A 15,906-nucleotide genomic window follows, 5' to 3' on the forward strand; every position below is an offset into this window, starting at 1 on the left:
CACCGTCAGACGGCCAGCGCGATCACTTCGGTGCAGGCGCAGCCCACGGCGTCGCAGTCGATGACGAAGGCGTGCGGCAACAACTCAGGACTGAAGCACTCCGGCTCCGTGCATTCCGACCGGTGCAGCGCATGGCGAATGATGGTGCCGTGACAGTGATCTAAGCCTGCCCGGCAATCGCGGCAGTCAATGCTCATAGGTGAGTTCATAGCACCCGTCGCGGACAAATCCGGGATGCCGCGCCCGGGAACCCGGCGGGGGTGCGAAGTCGTCAGCCCCAGCCCAGCTCGTGCAACCGGTCGTCGTCGATCCCGAAGTGGTGAGCGATTTCGTGGATCACCGTGACGGCCACTTCCTCGACCACCTCGTCCTCGGATTCGCACACGTCCAGCAGCGTTTCGCGGTAGATGGTGATGGCATCCGGCAGCGATCCGAAGTAGTCGGAGTCGCGTTCGGTCAGCGCCACCCCCTCATAGAGCCCGAGCAGTTCGGCGTCCTCGGGATGGCGGTCTTCGACCAGGACGACGACGTTGTCCATCGCGGCCGCCAGCCCGGGCGGGATCAGGTCGAGGGCGTCGGAGACCAACTCGTCGAAGCGCTGCGGGTTCATCCGGACCGACACCCGCCTAGCCTCCCGGCGGGGGCTCGGCGGGGGGTGCCTCCGGTGCGGGATTCGCCGGCGGCGGCGGGGGTGCCGGCGCCTCGGGGGCGGGATTGGCCGGCGGGGCGCCGTTGTCCGCCGGCGGCGGCGCCTGCTGGGCGGGAGCCTGCGGCTGCGGGGCCTGCTGGGGTTGCTGAGCCGGCTGCTGCCCGGGCAGGTGCTGGTTGTTCGGCGGGATCTCCGGGGCCGAGCCTTGGCCGGACTGGCTCGACGGCGGCTGCGCCGGGACCTGAAGCGGAATCGGCGGCATGGTGAGCCGCTCTTCGGGAATGTCGGGCGGCGGTACCGGCGGCTGACCGTTGATCAGCAGCTGGCCCTTGGCGCTGTTGAGCAGGGTGGCCCAGCCGCCGTTGCCCAGGGTGGCGCCGATGCTGCAGGCCACCTCGCGGCTGCCCGCCGACCAACTGGCCAGCGGCACCGTCGGGTAGATCAGCGTCAGGGTGGTGGTACGCAGCTTGACCGGCGCCAGGTACGCGTCCGTCATCTTGGTGCACGAGTCCTTGATGAAGCCGTCCTGGTCGGGCTCGGCGGGCAGGGCGCCGGGGAACTTCTCGGCCAAATTGACCGTGCCGGTGACCTCCATCGCGTGCGGAGCCGCGCAGTCAACCGGTGCATCGGTCGGCTGGTTGGTCGCCGAGTCGATGCCCAGACAGGTTCCGGCCGGCCACACCTTGGACTGATCGACGTCGCCGACCTTGCCTTTGAACGCCTGCTGCTGGTTGTTCATGCCGGGCATCTGCAGGCCGCACAGCATGCGGCGATCGCCGGACTGGCGCCAGGCTCGGTCGCCGGGCCACAGCAGGCTGACGGTGAACTTGCTGTTCGGGTCGAACTTGGGGCCGAGGTAATTGCGGACGGCGGCCTCGCACTGCTCCTGGGTGATCTGCTGAATGCGGGCGGGCGTCGGGGGCGCGGCGCTGGGCCCGTACTCGGACCCCGGGAACGTCCGCATGTCGATGGATTCGGCGACCTCGAATTTGTGGTCGTCGCCGCAGTTGACGATCTTCGCCGACTCCGGCGTGGTGTCCGGCCACATCAGGCATTCCCCGGCGGAGGCCCGGTTGAAGGCGGCGTCGCTCTTGGTGCCGGTGCTGCGCACGGGGCTGCTGTCCAGGAACCGCCCCGATCCGGGCCCACCGACCGGGATCGCGGTGACCAGCCCGGCGATCAACAGGCCGCCGAGCGCGGTCAGCAGCAGCGCGCGCCGGGTCGCCCGGGCTTGCAGGCTGCGCGGCCACAGGAAGGCGGGCGGGTGTTCGCCGGACGACTCATCGGCCGAGCCGACGGGCGACTCGACCACTCGGCCTTCCCGGCCGTCCGAAAGTTCCTTCTCGGGCGCTTGCGACATCCGCTCCATTCTGACAGGGCCACCTGAGGCGCGTGACAAAAGTTACGGATGTGAGTCCTGAGGCAGCCCGGGTGGTGCTCCGCCGGTTGGCCGGAAGCGGTGAAAGTAGTCTCAGGGCCGTGATCGACCTGAAGCTGCTCCGGGAAGACCCCGATGCCGTGCGCCGCTCCCAACTCAGTCGTGGTGAGGACCCGTCGCTGGTAGACACCCTGCTGACCGCCGATGCCACCCGCCGGGCCGCGATCTCGTCGGCCGACGGCCTGCGGGCCGAGCAGAAGTCCGCCAGCAAGAGTGTGGGCGCGGCGTCCGCCGAGGAGCGTCCGGCCAAGCTGGCCCGCGCGAAAGAGCTGGCCGAGCAGGTCAAGGCCGCCGAAGCCGCCCAGGCCGACGCGGAGACGGCGTTCACCGCGGCGCACATGGCGATCTCCAACGTCATCATCGACGGGGTGCCCGCCGGTGGGGAGGACGACTTCGCCGTCCTCGACGAGGTCGGCGAGCCCGCGGCGATCGACAACCCGAAGGACCACCTCGAGCTCGGCGAATCGCTCGGGCTCATCGACATGCAGCGCGGGGCCAAGGTGTCCGGGTCGCGGTTCTACTTCCTGACCGGCAAGGGCGCGCTGCTGCAGCTGGGCCTGTTGCAGCTGGCCCTGCGGCTGGCCGTCGACAACGGCTTCATTCCGATGATTCCGCCGGTGCTGGTGCGCCCGGAGGTGATGGCCGGAACCGGATTCCTGGGCGCGCACGCCGACGAGGTCTACCGGGTCCAGGCCGACGACCTCTACCTGGTGGGCACCTCGGAGGTGCCGTTGGCCGGCTATCACGCCGATGAGATTCTGGACTTGTCCGGCGGACCGCTGCGCTACGCGGGATGGTCGTCGTGCTTCCGCCGCGAGGCCGGCAGCTACGGCAAGGACACCCGCGGCATCATCCGGGTGCATCAGTTCGACAAGGTCGAGGGCTTCGTCTACTGCACCCCGGCCGACGCCGAGGCGGAACACCAGCGGCTGCTGGGCTGGCAGCGCGAAATGCTGGCGCGCATCGAGGTGCCGTATCGGGTGATCGACGTGGCCGCGGGCGATCTCGGCTCGTCGGCCGCGCGCAAATTCGATTGCGAGGCTTGGGTTCCCACGCAGGGCGCCTATCGCGAGCTGACGTCCACGTCTAACTGCACCACGTTCCAGGCCCGCAGGCTGGCTACGCGGTATCGCGACGAGGCGGGCAAACCGCAGACCGCGGCCACGCTCAACGGCACGCTGGGCACCACGCGGTGGCTGGTGGCGATCCTGGAGAACCACCAGCAGCCCGATGGCAGCGTGCGCGTTCCCGCCGCGCTGGTGCCGTTCGTCGGCGCCGAAGTGCTTGAGCCCTAAGCGTTTACCGTCGTGCGGGACCGCTCGTGCCGGCGCTGGCGTTCCATCGTCGCGAAGTAGAACGCGAATGCGAACGCGAAGCTGGTGAACAGGCTGGACACAAAGTACAGCCACGGGTGGCGCAGACCGCGGCGGTAGCCGTCCACGATCGTAAAGATCGGCAGCAGAACAACATTGGCGATCGTGTAGTCCTGGCTGGCCGAGCTGGCGGCCGGGTTGGTGAACATCAGCTTGATGTATTCGACCCAGCTGCCGTGTTCGCCCCACAGCGGGTTGGTGGATCCGTGCGCGTACTCCTGCACGTAGGTGACGTTGAAATACCAGCCGAGCGCGACCGAGGCGATGCCGACGACGTAGTACATGATTTCCATGGGCGAGAAGAGCGGGCCGTCGGCCGGCCGGGCGAACACCTGCGAGTTGGCCTTGACGATCCAGGTGATGACCGCCAGCCCGAGTACCGCGTGAGTGAGTAGCGAGACCATGGGCGCAGTCTCGCCCCGTCGCCGAAGTTTTGTCAATATTGACACAACAAGCGGACTCGCCACGCCGGTGTCTTGGTACCTTGCTTGCATGGTCAGACCGGCGCAAACGGCGCGCAGCGAGCGCACGCGCGAAGCGTTGCGGCAGGCCGCCCTGGTGCGGTTTCTGGCCCAGGGCGTGGAAGACACGTCGGCCGAGCAGATCGCGGCGGACGCCGGGGTGTCGCTGCGGACGTTCTACCGTCACTTCAGCTCCAAGCACGATCTGCTGTTCGCCGACTACACCGGGCTGCATTGGTTTCGCTCCGCCCTGGATGCCAGGCCGGCAACGGAACCGATCATCGATTCGGTGCAGGCCGCCATCTTCTCGTTCCCGTATGACGTCGACGCCGTGACCAAAATCGCCGCACTGCGCCAGGACGAGCTCGACCCCGGCCGCATCGTCCGGCACATCCGTGAGGTCCAGGCCGACTTCGCCGACGCCATCGGCGCGCAGTTGCAGCGGCGCAGCCGGGGGGTCAACGGCAGCGCGGATCCGACGGCGGACCAACGGGTGCGCACCGCGGTCACCGCGAGATGCATTGCGGCCGCGGTGTTTGGCGCGATGGAGGTCTGGATGGTCGGCGACGACCGGTCCCTCGGCGAACTCGCACGGCTGTGTCACGCGGCGCTGGAGTCGCTGCGGGCGGGAATCACCGACTCCTGGATCACTGCGGCAAGCCGCGAAGTTTCGTCATAATTGACAAAACTTTCCCGTCGTGCCAGCCTCCATTCCGGAGGGCGCGACATGACTGATTACGACGCGATAGTTATCGGTGCGGGACACAACGGCCTGACCGCGGCGGTGCTGCTGCAGAAGGCCGGACTGCGGACGGTGTGCCTGGATGCCAAGCTCTACGCGGGTGGCATGGCATCCACCGTCGAGCTTTTCGACGGATACCAGTTCGAGATCGCCGGCTCGGTGCAATTCCCGACGTCCCAGGTGGTGGTCGACGAGCTGGGCCTGGACACCATACCGACGATCGACCTGGACGTGATGTCGGTGGCGGTGCGCGGCGTCGGTGACGATCCGCTGGTGCAGTACAGCGACCCCATCAAGCTGTTCACCCACCTCAACGAGGTGCACGGGGCGGATGCCGTCAACGGCATGGCGGGGCTGATGGCCTGGAGCCAAGGGCCGACGCGCGCGCTGGGCCGGTTCGAAGCCGGAACCCGGCCGAAGAGCATCGACGAGATGTATGCCTGTGCCACAAATGAATTCGAACGCTCGGCGATCGATGACATGCTGTTCGGATCGGTCACCGACGTGTTGGATCGCTACCTACCCGACCGCGAGAAGCACGGCGCGCTGCGCGGTTCGATGACCGTGCTGGCCGTCAACACGCTCTACCGGGGCCCGTCCACACCCGGTAGCGCGGCGGCGCTCGCCTTCGGGCTCGGCGTTCCCGACGGGGACACCATGCAGATGAAGAAGCTGCGCGGTGGCATCGGCGCGCTCACCTCCCATCTGTGCGACGTGCTGACCGGCCACGGCGGCGAAGTTCGGTTGCGTACCAAGGTGACCGAGATTCTGGTTGCCGACGGCCGGGTGACCGGGGTGCGCACCGAGGCGGGCGAGACGCTGAACGCCCCGATCGTGGTCTCCGGCATCGCGCCCGACGTCACGCTCAACGAGATGATCGATCCCGCCGCGCTGCCCGCCGACATCCGGGAACGCTATGCGCGCATCGACCACCGCGGCAGCTATCTGCAGATGCACTTCGCGCTCGAGGAGGCCCCCGTCTTCGCCGCGCCCTACGAGGGCCTCAACGCGCCGGCCATGCAGGCCTCGATCGGCCTGTTCTGCACGCCGGAGGAGGTCCAGCAGCAGTGGGAGGACGCGCGGCGCGGAATCGTGCCCGCCGACCCGACGGTGGTGCTGCAAATCCCGTCGCAGAACGACCCGGGACTGGCGCCCGAGGGCAAGCACGCCGCGTCGGCGTTCGCGCTGTTCTTTCCGATCGAGGGCGACGTGGATTACGGGCAGGCCAAGGTCGAGATGGGTCAGCGGGTGATCGACAAGATCACCCGGCTCGCCCCGAATTTCGAACGCAGCATCGTCCGGCACACCACGTTCACGCCCAAGCACATGGGCGTGATGTTCGGCGCGCCCGGCGGCGACTACTGCCACGGCCTGCTGAATGCCAACCAGGTCGGTCCCAACCGCCCCGGTCCGCGCGGCTTCCTCGGCCAGCCGCTCCCGATCGACGGGCTGTATCTCGGCAGCGCGGGCTGTCATGGCGGCCCGGGGATCACCTTCATTCCCGGCTACAACGCGGCGCAACAAGCGCTCGCCGACCGCGCGGCCGGGTAGGGATCCGCCGGCGCCAGGCGGGCCACCTATGTCCGGGTGGTCAACGGCAGACGCAGCAGCCACCCGTTCGCGCAGTCGCGTGCGTCCTAACCGCGCCGGCTGAGCAGGTCGTCCAGCAGGGCGGTGAACTCGTCCGGTCGCGACGGCGTGAAGGCCGGGCTGGGCCGGACGCCGGGCACGTCTAACGTGATCAACGTCGATTTGAGCGGGCGGCTGATGTCCAGCGGCAGCCAGCGACGGAAGTCTGAGCTGCCCCAGATCCGGAATCGTTGGGTGAACAAGCCCAACCCCTCGGCTTTGTATCCGCGGATCGCGTCGAGCGCGATCACCTTTGACGTGCCCGACGGAAAGTGGTAGCGGCGCAACGTGATCGCCGCACGATCCAGTTGGATCAGTCCGTCATCGTAGGATGCGTTCACGCCCGTGAACTCCGCAGTTGGTGGCCCTTCGCGGTCAGGCACCGCCCGTCGTCCAGGCGCCACTGCCACCCATGCAGGTTGCAGGTCAGTGTGTTCCCTTCGACCACACCGAATTTCGACAGGTCCGCCTTGAGGTGCGGGCAGCGACGCTGAATCTCCCAGCCGTCCAGCGTGACCGACGCCGAGTCGTCGTGGGTCTCGGCGAACCAGCCGTCGGCGTAGGCGATCCGCTCGTCGGTCAGGCACTTGAAGAACGTGTAGAGGTACTCGTTGTAGCCGCCGACCCGCCAGGCCCTGAATCGCGTCGACAAGAAGATGGTGTTGACCCAGTCCGGCTCGCGATCGCGCAACACGGTGCGAACCAGCTCCGGTGCAATCGCGAATCCATACCGAACCCGTTCATCCGGAATCCGTTCCCGCACCGTCCGTTTCGGGAAGTCCAAGATCACGGTCTCCGGCCCGAGCACCAATTCGACGGGGTAGCCGATGCCATCGCAGATCTCGTCGCTTTGGGACATGATCGGCTCGAACAGGGCGCGCACCGGTTCCAGCAGTGGCTCCCCGGTCGCGGGGGCCCAGCCCGCCCGCTGCGCGGCGATCACCGGCGCCATCCGCTCGGCGTACTCGGCGATGTAGTCGGCCTTGCCCGTGGTGAAGATGGCCTCGACCTGCTCGGTGGGCAACGGGTGAGTCAGCGAATGCAGGGTGGAACCGGTGAAATCGGCGATGGAGCCGGGCATCATCAGCAGGCCGCCATCGTTGCCGTGGCTGCGCATCTGATCCAGGAAAACCATCTGATCGGGGAAGATGTTGGCCGGATCCGCGTGGTCGTCGTTGAGGTGGCGTAACTCCGGATCCAGGAAGCAGGGCGGGCCCGCCGACGGGACCACCCACGTCGCCCCGACCTGGGCGAGGTACTGGCGGGCGCGGTCCATCTGCCGTTGCCGCTTCTGGATGCCGAACGACTCCTTGGCGCGGGCCGGCATGTCGTAGACCATCGGGTACCAGATGGCTCCGGAGTACTGCAGCAGGTGCACATCGATGTGCCCGAACTCGGAGGCCAGCACGTCCAGATCCACCGGCCGGGCGTCGTTCATGTTGAAAACCGTTGTCGCACCGTCGGAAACCACCAGCGCGGAATCGCCGATCGGGCCGTCGGCCGGCGCCCGCAGGGCGATGATCATGACGTCGAGGTCGCCCCTTGGGCCACCGACCCGATGTTTGACCGAGTTGCTGGTCTCGAAGAATCGGTGAAAACCGAGCTTCTGCAACTCATTTCGCAGGTCGGGCACCGGGAAGTCCGGCAGTAGCACCATGGCGTCCTTGTTGACGTGCTCGGCCAGGTTCTGCGCGTCGAAATGGTCCTTGTGCAGGTGTGACACGTACAGGTAGTCGCAGGCACCCAGCTCGTCCCAGTCCAGCGTGCTGTTGTCCGGGAACGGGAACCAGGACGCGAAGTAGGCGGGATTGACCCAGGGGTCGCAAAGAATGCTGCCCGCTTGGGTCTGGATCAGAAATCCGGCGTGGCCGACGCTGGTGACCTGCACTGATACCTTCCTGGGGCCGGGTAGAAGGCCTTCGAAAGGCTTCGGCGGCCGGGGCCGGGGGTGACGGCTTTTTCAGCCCCCGAGCTTAGCGCGGGCCGACCTCGTCGGCCCGTCGCCCGCGTCCGGGAGAAATGCGGGCGCGCGGCGGGATCTCCGGCTGTTGGGGCGGCCTGCGGCGGGGAGCATTAGGCTGAAGTGCTGTGGAGCCGGTTTACGGGACTGTCATTCAGCTTGCCCGCCTGGTGTGGCGTCTCCAGGGGCTGAAAATCACCGTCACCGGTGTGGAGAACCTGCCGAAAAGCGGTGGTGCGGTCATTGCGATCAACCACACCGGCTACCTGGACTTCACCTTCGCGGGACTGCCGGCCTACAAGCAGGGCCTGGGCCGCAAGGTGCGGTTCATGGCCAAGCAGGAGGTTTTCGACAACAAGATCACCGGGCCGATCATGCGCAGCCTGCGGCACATCTCGGTGAACCGGCAAGACGGCGCCGCCTCCTTCGAAGCCGCCGTCCGGAACCTGAAGGACGGCGAGCTGGTCGGCGTCTACCCCGAAGCCACGATCAGCCGCAGCTTCGAGATCAAGGAATTCAAGTCGGGTGCCGCGCGGATGGCGGTCGAGGCCGGGGTGCCGATCGTGCCGGTGATTGTCTGGGGTGCCCAGCGGATCTGGACCAAGGATCATCCGAAAAAGCTGTGGCGTCCCAAGGTTCCGATCATTGTGCTGCTCGGCGAACCGATCGCGCCCACGCTGGCCATCGAGGAACTGAAGGGGCTGCTGCACTCGCGCATGCAGCATTTGCTGGAACGCGCGCAGGAAATGTACGGACCCCACCCCGCCGGGGAGTTCTGGGTGCCACACCGGCTGGGCGGCGGCGCCCCGTCCCTGGCGGAAGCGGCCCGGCTGGAGGCCGAGGAGGCGGCCGCCCGGGCGGCTCGCCGGGCCCGGTCCGCAGGGGCGCCGGAGTAGTGATCGATGGTGGAGCCGACCTTCCGCGCTTTGGAGCTACTGGCCCAATTGGCGGTGAAGGCCACCGGCACCAGGATCACCTACAGCGGTGAGGAGCAGATCCCCGAGCGGGGCGGCGCCGTGGTGGCGATCAACCACACCAGCTACGTCGATTTTCTCCCGGCCGCGCTGGCCGTACACCGCCGGGGACGCCGGCTGCGGTTCATGATCAAAGCCGAGATGCAGCAGGTCAAGCCCGTCAATTTCCTGATCAAGCACACCCGCACCATCCCGGTGGACCGCGGCGCCGGGGCGGGTGCCTACGGGGTGGCGGTGCAGCGGCTGCGCGAAGGTGAGCTGGTGGGGGTGTATCCCGAAGCCACGATCAGCCGCAGCTTCGAGCTCAAGGAGTTCAAGAGCGGCGCCGCGCGGATGGCCACCGAGGCGGAAGTCCCGATCGTGCCCGTGATCGTCTGGGGAGCGCAGCGAATCTGGACCAAGGATCACCCGCGAAATGTGGGCCGCGCCAAGATACCCATTACTGTGCAGGTAGGCGCGCCGTTGTCGGCGCGCGAAGACATCGCACGGACCGACGCCGCCCTGCGCGACGCGATGACCACGCTCCTGCACCGGGCGCAACAGCACGACCCGGGCGAGTCCGGAGCGTATTGGATGCCGCACCGGCTGGGCGGCGGCGCGCCCACCCCGGCGGAGGCCGCTTGCATAGAGGCCACCGAGGCGGCGGCTCGGTCGGCCAAAAAGGCCGAGCGCCCGCCGCAGTAGGCGAAGGAGAGGACATGCCCGAGGGGTTCTACCGGCTGGCGGAATGGATCGTTCCGCCGATGGTCGCGATGCAGGGGACCAAGTTCACCTACCACGGCCTGGAGAACATTCCCGCGCGGGGCGGCGCCCTGCTGGCCCAGAACCACACCAGTTACCTGGACTGGCTCCCGACGCTGATGGCCGTTCGCGAGCGCCGCCGGCGCGCGTACTTCATGATCAAGGCGGAGATGGCCGACGTGAAGGCGGTCAACTATGTCATCAATCACGCCCGGCTGATCCCGGTGGATCGCAGGTCGGGACACGACGCCCTCGATGTGGCCGTGCAGCGCATGCGCGAGGGCGAGCTGATCGGGATGCATCCCGAGGCCACCATCAGCCGCAGTTTCGAACTGCGGGAGTTCAAGACCGGGGCGGCGCGCATGGCGCTGGACGCTCGGGTGCCGATCGTTCCGATCGTCGTGTGGGGCGCTCACCGGATCTGGCCCAAGGACCATCCCAAGAAGGTGTTTCGCAACAAGGTTCCGATCACGGTCGCGGCCGGGCAGCCGTTGCCGCCGCGGGGCACGCCCGAGGAACTCAACGTGCTGTTGCGTTCGGCGATGAACGACCTGCTGTACCGGGTGCAGGAGGAATACCCGCATCCGAAAGACGAATTCTGGGTGCCGCGGCGGCTGGGCGGCAGCGCGCCCACCCAGGAGGATTCCCGGGCCCTCCGGTTGTCGGAGTTGCAGGAGCGGATGCAGAGGTACGGAACCGACGGCGTCACGCGACCGGGGCAGAACCAGAGCGGGCTGCATTGAGCGGTCCGGTCAGCCGCGAGGGCGGGCGGTTCCGATGACCCTGCCGGCGCTCATCGCCTGCGACGTCGACGGCACCCTGTTCGACGACGACGAGAAGATCTCGCCGCGCACTCGCGACGCGATCCACGCCGCCATAGCCGCCGGTGCGCAGTTCGTGGTGGCGACCGGCCGCCCGCCGCGCTGGATACGTCCCGTCGTCGACGCGCTGGGATTCGCGCCAATCTCGGTGTGCGCCAACGGCGCCGTGATCTATGACTCCGCGACCGACCGGGTGGTGTCGACCCGCACGCTGGGCGTCGACACCCTGGCCGAGTTGGCGGAGCTGGCGACCCGCGTCATCCCCGGCGCCGGGCTGGCCGTCGAGCGGATCGGCGAAAGCGCCCACGACACGGCGACACCGCAGTTCGTCAGCTCGCCGGGTTACGAGCATGCCTGGCTGAACCCCGACAACACCGAGGTCTCGATCCAGGATCTGCTCAGCGCCCCGGCGATCAAGCTGCTCATCCGCAAAACCGGAGCGCGCAGCGCCGACATGGCAGCCAAACTGGCCAGGCACGTCGGCATCGAGGGCGACATCACCTACTCCACCAACAACGGCCTGATCGAGATCGTCCCGCTGGGGATCAGCAAGGCCACCGGAATCGACGAGATCGCAAGGCCGTTGGAGATCGCTCCCGAGGAGGTAGTCGCGTTCGGCGACATGCCCAACGACCTGCCGATGCTGCGGTGGGCCGGGCATGGCGTGGCGATGGGCAACGCCCATCCCGAGGTGCAGGCGGCCGCCGACGAGGTCACCGCCGCCAACAACGACGACGGGGTGGGCCGGGTGCTGGAACGCTGGTGGCTTTAGCGGCGCAATCGGCTCTGGTGGCGCAATCGCCTACGTGGGTGTGGGATGCGACGGCAGCGAGAAGTGCTCGGCCGGAACAGTTGGGCCGCTGGGGGATTCGGTCGTCAACGGAGTCGTGATCCCGTCAACGACCTCGGTGACGTTTCCGGTCAACCGCTCGTAGTTCAGCGTGCCATGCTGGAAGTTCTGCGTAATCTGCAGCGGCTCTTGTATTTCCGCGCTGGTCGGCAACCCGAGCGGCCCACGTTCATAGCTTTGCGAGCCCCAGGCGTCGTAGATGGCGCCGGTGACCGGCTGCGCCCCGGTCTCGGGTGACCAGTACATCGCACCCCGGACGAACGTGACGAAGCGGGCGTCGCCTTCCGCACTGTCTTCCGGTGAGGTCGGCGCGCCCAGCACGCTGTTCGTCCCGCCGATCGCCTGCCAGTGGTCATAGATCGCGCCGCCCTGCAACGCCTTGAGCAGTTCCTCCGGCGGGTCGTTGACATGCGATGCGATATCCCGCATTTCGTCCATCAGCGCGTAGGCGGCATTGCCCGGGCAATCGGTGTTCCCGACGTCACGGTGGGTGAAGATGGTCGGCAACGTCGCGACGGAACCGGCGGGAAAGGTGGTGTAGTGGCTGCCGGCCGACTCCAGTTGCACGGTGCCCTTGGGATCGACGCCGTCCAGGCCCAGCCGCCAGCCGAGCAGCCGGCCGACGGTCCTGAGCTGGATCGGCGTGGGGGGCACGTCGTCGAAGTTGCCGATCATCGCCACACCCCAGGTGTTGCGGTTGAATCCGCCGGTGTGGAAGGCCTCGACCGCCTTGGTGAGACCGCCGGCGCTGCCCTCGAACACCTGGCCGTACTTGTCGACCAATGCGTTGTAGGCGATGTCGCACCAGCCCAGCGTCTTGCTGTGGTAGGTGTAAATGGCCTTGACGATCCCGGCCGATTCGAGCGGTGAATAGTCGTTGCTGCCCGCGGTGTGGTGAACGACGGCCGCGCGAATCCCGTTGTCGTACTGGGGGGTACCGCATCGCAGCGACTCGTCGGCACCCCACTGCGCACGGCTGATGATGGGGGGAGCCTGGCCGGGCATCAGGACCCCGGCCGGTGGTGTCCAATGCGTTTCGGCCGGCGCTTGCGGCGGGGAGATGAGGACGGCCGAGATGTTCTGCCCGAAGGGTTGTTCCCTGGATGCCGGCTTATAGCCGAGGTCGGTCTTCTCATTCGGCTGCGCCGGCGGCGGTTGGGTCACCGGCGCGTCGAGCGGGCGGGTGACCGCGATCTGGACGATCGTCGTGGTGCCGACGAACACCGGATCCGTGCCGCGGGGTCCCTCGAGCGAGCCGGCCGCCGTCGCCCCGTCGGGCGCCGCGGTCTCATATTCGGTCTGATACCAGGGGCCCCACGAACCGTCGGGCCGTTTCGCGCGTACGCGGGTGGACGTGCCGGCCAGGTCGCCGGTCAGGGCGACCAGAGAGAACGGGGTGTCCTGACTGATCTCGCGAACTGTGACGCCGGCCCCCAGGCCAACCAGCGGCTGCTCGACGAGTTGAGTGCCGCGGGACGGCGGCGGGGTTGCGGTGCGCAACTCGCGTGTGGCGCCCGCCACCCACGAAACGAGGACGACGGTCGCCGCCGTAGCGGTGAGCAACATCGTTGGCGCACGACTGCGGGACACCAGCTGATGTTACGTGTGTTTCTAATGTTATCTGTGAGACGACACGAACCGAGCGGGGCGAATCTCCACAAAATCGACGGCACCGCAGATCATCCTGCGGTGCCGTCTTGTGGAGGGTTTGTAGGGGACTAGACGGGAGGCAGTGCCGGTACCGCGCCGGCGGCCGCCGGCAACGCACCGGCCGCACCCGCGGCGGCGGGAAGAGCGCCCGCGGCCGCACCCGGCAGGGCGCCCGCGGCACCCGGCAGGGCACCCGCGGCGGCACCCGGGAGCGCACCGGCGGCACCCGGCAGGGCGCCCGCGGCACCCGCGCCGCCGTGCATGCCCTGCGTGATGGCCGGCATGACTAAGCCTTTGAGCAGGTCGATCGCCTGGCCGGCACCCAGCTGGTTGGCGGCCTGCATCACGTCGTTGACCAGACCGCCACTGCCGCCGGAGCCCGAACCGCCACCCAGGCCGGTACCGCCGCCGCCGATCGGCGAGGCATTACCGAAGGTCGACGGGTCGCCCAGGATCGGGTAGGTGCCGCCAGCGCCGGGGTCCAACCCGGCCCCGGAGTCGATCGGCACCTCGCTCGGCGACAACGCCGGGCCGCCCAAGCCCGGGGTGACCCCGGCCGGGCTGGTCAGCCCGGGGTTGGACAGCGCCGGGTTGAGGCCGGCACCCGGGGTCGCGATGCCGCCACCGGGGGTGGTGGGCAACGCACCGGGAGCGGTGAGTCCCGGCGTCATGGGCGCCATACCCGGGCTGGTCAGGCCCGGGCTCGCCAAGCCCGGGCTCGCCAAGCCGGGGCTGGTCAAGCCGGGGCTGGTCAGGCCGGGGCTGGTCACACCCGGATTGGTCAGGCCCGTCGTCCCCAGCCCGGGCGTTCCGAGGCCCGGGGCGCCCAGGCCGGGAGCGCCGAGACCCGGCGTGCTGGTGGCACCCCCGGTCAAGGCGGGCACCGGGGGCATGTTGATCCCGAATTGCGACAACCCCTGCGACAGCGCGCCCATCAGCTCACCGGGCAGGTCGCTCATGACCGCGGCCTGCTTGAACTCGTGATGCTCGGGCGCCTTGGTGCCGGCGGTCGATTCGTAGACAAGGAAGTATGCGCAAGGACTCGCCACTGCCAGGGCGGCAACCGCGCTCATGGCTGTTGAGAGCTTGCGTCGGCGTCGGTTCGGCACGGAAGTCTCCTCTATCTGACTATGTGTTGTGTCGGCTCGTCCCACCGCTTCTTCCTGGTGGGAATCACACAAGGTCGATGGTACGAGTGGTGACCCTGTTACTAGAGTGGTGATATTGAATCGTGAGACAATTGCGACCCCGACTGTGATCGCGGATCCCAGGCGCCGCAACGGCCGTAGTGACAGGGCCGACGCCGCGGCATGGCCTCGCCAAATGGGTTAGGGCCACGCGGTCGGATACCCTAAGCAACCGATGACCGCTCGTTTCGATCTTTTCGTCGTCGGCTCTGGATTCTTCGGACTGACCATTGCCGAGCGCGTGGCTACCCAGCTCGGGAAGCGCGTCCTCGTCGTGGACCGCCGCCCGCATATCGGTGGCAACGCCTATTCGGAAGCCGAGCCCCACACCGGCATCGAGGTGCACAAGTACGGCGCCCACCTGTTCCACACCTCCAATAAGAGGGTCTGGGACTACGTGCGGCAGTTCACCGACTTCACCGACTACCGGCACCGCGTCTTCGCGATGCACAACGGGCAGGCCTACCAGTTCCCGATGGGGCTGGGCCTGGTGTCGCAGTTCTTCGGCAAGTACTTCACGCCGGACGAAGCCCGCAAGCTCATCGCCGAGCAGGCCGCCGAGATCGACACGGCCGACGCGCAGAACCTCGAGGAGAAGGCGATCTCGCTGATCGGCCGACCGCTCTACGAGGCCTTCGTCAAGGGGTACACGGCCAAGCAGTGGCAGACCGACCCCAAGGAGCTGCCGGCCGCCAACATCACCCGGCTCCCGGTCCGCTACACCTTCGACAACCGCTACTTCAGCGACACCTATGAGGGCCTGCCCGTCGACGGCTACACCGCCTGGCTGCGCAACATGGCTGCCGACGACCGCATCGAGGTCCGGCTGGACACGGACTGGTTCGACGTGCGCGACCAGCTGCGCGCGGACAGCCCCGAGGCGCCGGTCGTCTACACCGGGCCGCTGGACCGCTACTTCGACTACGCCGAGGGCCGGCTGGGCTGGCGCACCCTCGACTTCGAACTGGAAGTGCTGCCCATCGGGGATTTCCAGGGCACACCGGTGATGAACTACAACGACCCCGACGTGCCCTACACCCGCATCCACGAGTTCCGTCACTTCCACACCGAGCGCGACTATCCGACCGACAAGACCGTGATCATGCGGGAGTACTCGCGCTTCGCCGAAGATGACGACGAGCCCTACTATCCGATCAACACCGAGGCCGACCGCGCCCTGTTGGCCGCGTACCGGGCCAGGGCGAAGTCGGAGACCGCGTCGTCGAAAGTCCTGTTCGGCGGGCGGCTGGGCACCTACCAGTACCTGGATATGCACATGGCCATCGCCAGCGCGTTGAACATGTACGACAACGTCCTCGCGCCGCACCTTCGTGACGGCGCATCCCTGACGGAAGCCCAGAACAGAGAGGAAGGCGCGCGCTGATGCGTGCCACGACGATGCAGAGCGACACGATGAGAAGGAGTGGCGCC

The 15,906-nt window shown here is 67.8% G+C and carries 15 protein-coding genes and 1 pseudogene; 8 read left to right on the plus strand and 8 right to left on the minus strand.

Translation table 11 applies throughout. The features are described from left to right. Window positions 1–5: 5 nt before the first annotated feature. The 3 genes and pseudogenes from G6N50_RS21890 to G6N50_RS21900 all read right to left on the minus strand — a co-directional run bounded on the left by G6N50_RS21890 (window position 6) and on the right by G6N50_RS21900 (window position 2,018). Window positions 6–197, minus strand: a complete 192-nt coding sequence (locus G6N50_RS21890) for a hypothetical protein (RefSeq protein WP_083100282.1) — start codon at window positions 195–197, stop codon at window positions 6–8. Beyond that, a pseudogene (locus G6N50_RS21895) lies at window positions 198–622 on the minus strand (metallopeptidase family protein); the annotation flags it as partial. Window positions 623–626: 4 nt separating this feature from the next. Then, window positions 627–2,018, minus strand: coding sequence for a septum formation family protein (locus tag G6N50_RS21900; protein WP_163650878.1), 1,392 nt, complete (start codon window positions 2,016–2,018; stop codon window positions 627–629). 110 nt (window positions 2,019–2,128) lie between these two features. Between G6N50_RS21900 and serS the strand changes: the two genes are divergently transcribed. Further along, a complete protein-coding gene (gene serS, locus G6N50_RS21905; protein ID WP_083097215.1) occupies window positions 2,129–3,382 on the plus strand; it encodes a serine--tRNA ligase in 1,254 nt (417 codons plus the stop codon). Here the strand turns inward: serS and G6N50_RS21910 are convergent. Next, complete coding sequence (locus G6N50_RS21910) at window positions 3,379–3,864, minus strand: DUF2834 domain-containing protein (protein WP_083097216.1); 486 nt, start codon at window positions 3,862–3,864, stop codon at window positions 3,379–3,381. The genes serS and G6N50_RS21910 overlap by 4 nt on opposite strands. Before the next feature lie 88 nt (window positions 3,865–3,952). Between G6N50_RS21910 and G6N50_RS21915 the strand changes: the two genes are divergently transcribed. After that, window positions 3,953–4,600, plus strand: coding sequence for a TetR/AcrR family transcriptional regulator (locus tag G6N50_RS21915; RefSeq protein WP_083097218.1), 648 nt, complete (start codon window positions 3,953–3,955; stop codon window positions 4,598–4,600). Window positions 4,601–4,648: 48 nt separating this feature from the next. Beyond that, the gene (locus tag G6N50_RS21920; RefSeq protein ID WP_083097220.1) at window positions 4,649–6,214 is read left to right on the plus strand and encodes a phytoene desaturase family protein; all 1,566 of its coding nucleotides are present in this window, start codon (window positions 4,649–4,651) and stop codon (window positions 6,212–6,214) included. Between the two features lie 86 nt (window positions 6,215–6,300). Here the strand turns inward: G6N50_RS21920 and G6N50_RS21925 are convergent, their stop codons facing one another. Together G6N50_RS21925 and G6N50_RS21930 are read right to left on the minus strand one after the other, a co-directional pair. Continuing rightward, on the minus strand, window positions 6,301–6,633 hold the full coding sequence (locus G6N50_RS21925) for a hypothetical protein (RefSeq protein ID WP_083097221.1): 333 nt from the start codon (window positions 6,631–6,633) through the stop codon (window positions 6,301–6,303). Then, window positions 6,630–8,180, minus strand: coding sequence for an MBL fold metallo-hydrolase (locus G6N50_RS21930; RefSeq protein WP_083097223.1), 1,551 nt, complete (start codon window positions 8,178–8,180; stop codon window positions 6,630–6,632). The genes G6N50_RS21925 and G6N50_RS21930 overlap by 4 nt, the downstream gene beginning before the upstream one ends. A gap of 200 nt (window positions 8,181–8,380) precedes the next feature. On the opposite strand from G6N50_RS21930, the gene G6N50_RS21935 reads away from it, so the two are divergent. The 4 genes from G6N50_RS21935 to G6N50_RS21950 are packed head-to-tail and all read left to right on the plus strand — an operon-like array spanning window position 8,381 to window position 11,560. Continuing rightward, the gene (locus G6N50_RS21935) at window positions 8,381–9,148 is read left to right on the plus strand and encodes a lysophospholipid acyltransferase family protein (protein ID WP_083097225.1); all 768 of its coding nucleotides are present in this window, start codon (window positions 8,381–8,383) and stop codon (window positions 9,146–9,148) included. A 6-nt stretch (window positions 9,149–9,154) separates the two neighbouring features. Then, on the plus strand, window positions 9,155–9,910 hold the full coding sequence (locus tag G6N50_RS21940) for a lysophospholipid acyltransferase family protein (RefSeq protein ID WP_083097226.1): 756 nt from the start codon (window positions 9,155–9,157) through the stop codon (window positions 9,908–9,910). A 14-nt stretch (window positions 9,911–9,924) separates the two neighbouring features. Then, window positions 9,925–10,710 carry a lysophospholipid acyltransferase family protein gene (locus G6N50_RS21945; protein WP_083097228.1) on the plus strand — a complete coding sequence of 262 codons (786 nt, stop codon included), beginning with the start codon at window positions 9,925–9,927 and terminating at the stop codon, window positions 10,708–10,710. A 34-nt stretch (window positions 10,711–10,744) separates the two neighbouring features. Next, window positions 10,745–11,560, plus strand: a complete 816-nt coding sequence (locus tag G6N50_RS21950; RefSeq protein ID WP_083097229.1) for a Cof-type HAD-IIB family hydrolase — start codon at window positions 10,745–10,747, stop codon at window positions 11,558–11,560. Between the two features lie 30 nt (window positions 11,561–11,590). Here the strand turns inward: G6N50_RS21950 and G6N50_RS21955 are convergent, their stop codons facing one another. Continuing rightward, window positions 11,591–13,228: an N-acetylmuramoyl-L-alanine amidase gene (locus tag G6N50_RS21955; RefSeq protein WP_372509886.1), complete on the minus strand. Its 1,638-nt coding sequence runs from the start codon at window positions 13,226–13,228 to the stop codon at window positions 11,591–11,593. A 128-nt stretch (window positions 13,229–13,356) separates the two neighbouring features. Continuing rightward, window positions 13,357–14,397, minus strand: coding sequence for a PirG (locus tag G6N50_RS29525; RefSeq protein ID WP_232068815.1), 1,041 nt, complete (start codon window positions 14,395–14,397; stop codon window positions 13,357–13,359). 253 nt (window positions 14,398–14,650) lie between these two features. Between G6N50_RS29525 and glf the strand changes: the two genes are divergently transcribed. Then, complete coding sequence (gene glf / locus G6N50_RS21970) at window positions 14,651–15,859, plus strand: UDP-galactopyranose mutase (protein WP_083097236.1); 1,209 nt, start codon at window positions 14,651–14,653, stop codon at window positions 15,857–15,859. The last annotated feature ends 47 nt before the right edge of the window (window positions 15,860–15,906 follow it).

Source organism: Mycobacterium mantenii (assembly GCF_010731775.1).
GTDB classification, from domain to species: Bacteria; Actinomycetota; Actinomycetes; order Mycobacteriales; family Mycobacteriaceae; genus Mycobacterium; species Mycobacterium mantenii.

Bases quoted from the DNA above. Each gene is read 5' to 3' on its own strand.
- G6N50_RS21940 (WP_083097226.1), top strand. From the start codon at position 9,155: ATGGTGGAGCCGACCTTCCGCGCTTTGGAGCTACTGGCCCAATTGGCG.
- glf (WP_083097236.1), top strand. From the start codon at position 14,651: ATGACCGCTCGTTTCGATCTTTTCGTCGTCGGCTCTGGATTCTTCGGA.
- G6N50_RS21945 (WP_083097228.1), top strand. From the start codon at position 9,925: ATGCCCGAGGGGTTCTACCGGCTGGCGGAATGGATCGTTCCGCCGATG.
- G6N50_RS21915 (WP_083097218.1), top strand. From the start codon at position 3,953: ATGGTCAGACCGGCGCAAACGGCGCGCAGCGAGCGCACGCGCGAAGCG.
- G6N50_RS21920 (WP_083097220.1), top strand. From the start codon at position 4,649: ATGACTGATTACGACGCGATAGTTATCGGTGCGGGACACAACGGCCTG.
- G6N50_RS21900 (WP_163650878.1), bottom strand. From the start codon at position 2,018: ATGGAGCGGATGTCGCAAGCGCCCGAGAAGGAACTTTCGGACGGCCGG.
- G6N50_RS21910 (WP_083097216.1), bottom strand. From the start codon at position 3,864: ATGGTCTCGCTACTCACTCACGCGGTACTCGGGCTGGCGGTCATCACC.
- G6N50_RS21890 (WP_083100282.1), bottom strand. From the start codon at position 197: ATGAGCATTGACTGCCGCGATTGCCGGGCAGGCTTAGATCACTGTCAC.
- G6N50_RS21950 (WP_083097229.1), top strand. From the start codon at position 10,745: ATGACCCTGCCGGCGCTCATCGCCTGCGACGTCGACGGCACCCTGTTC.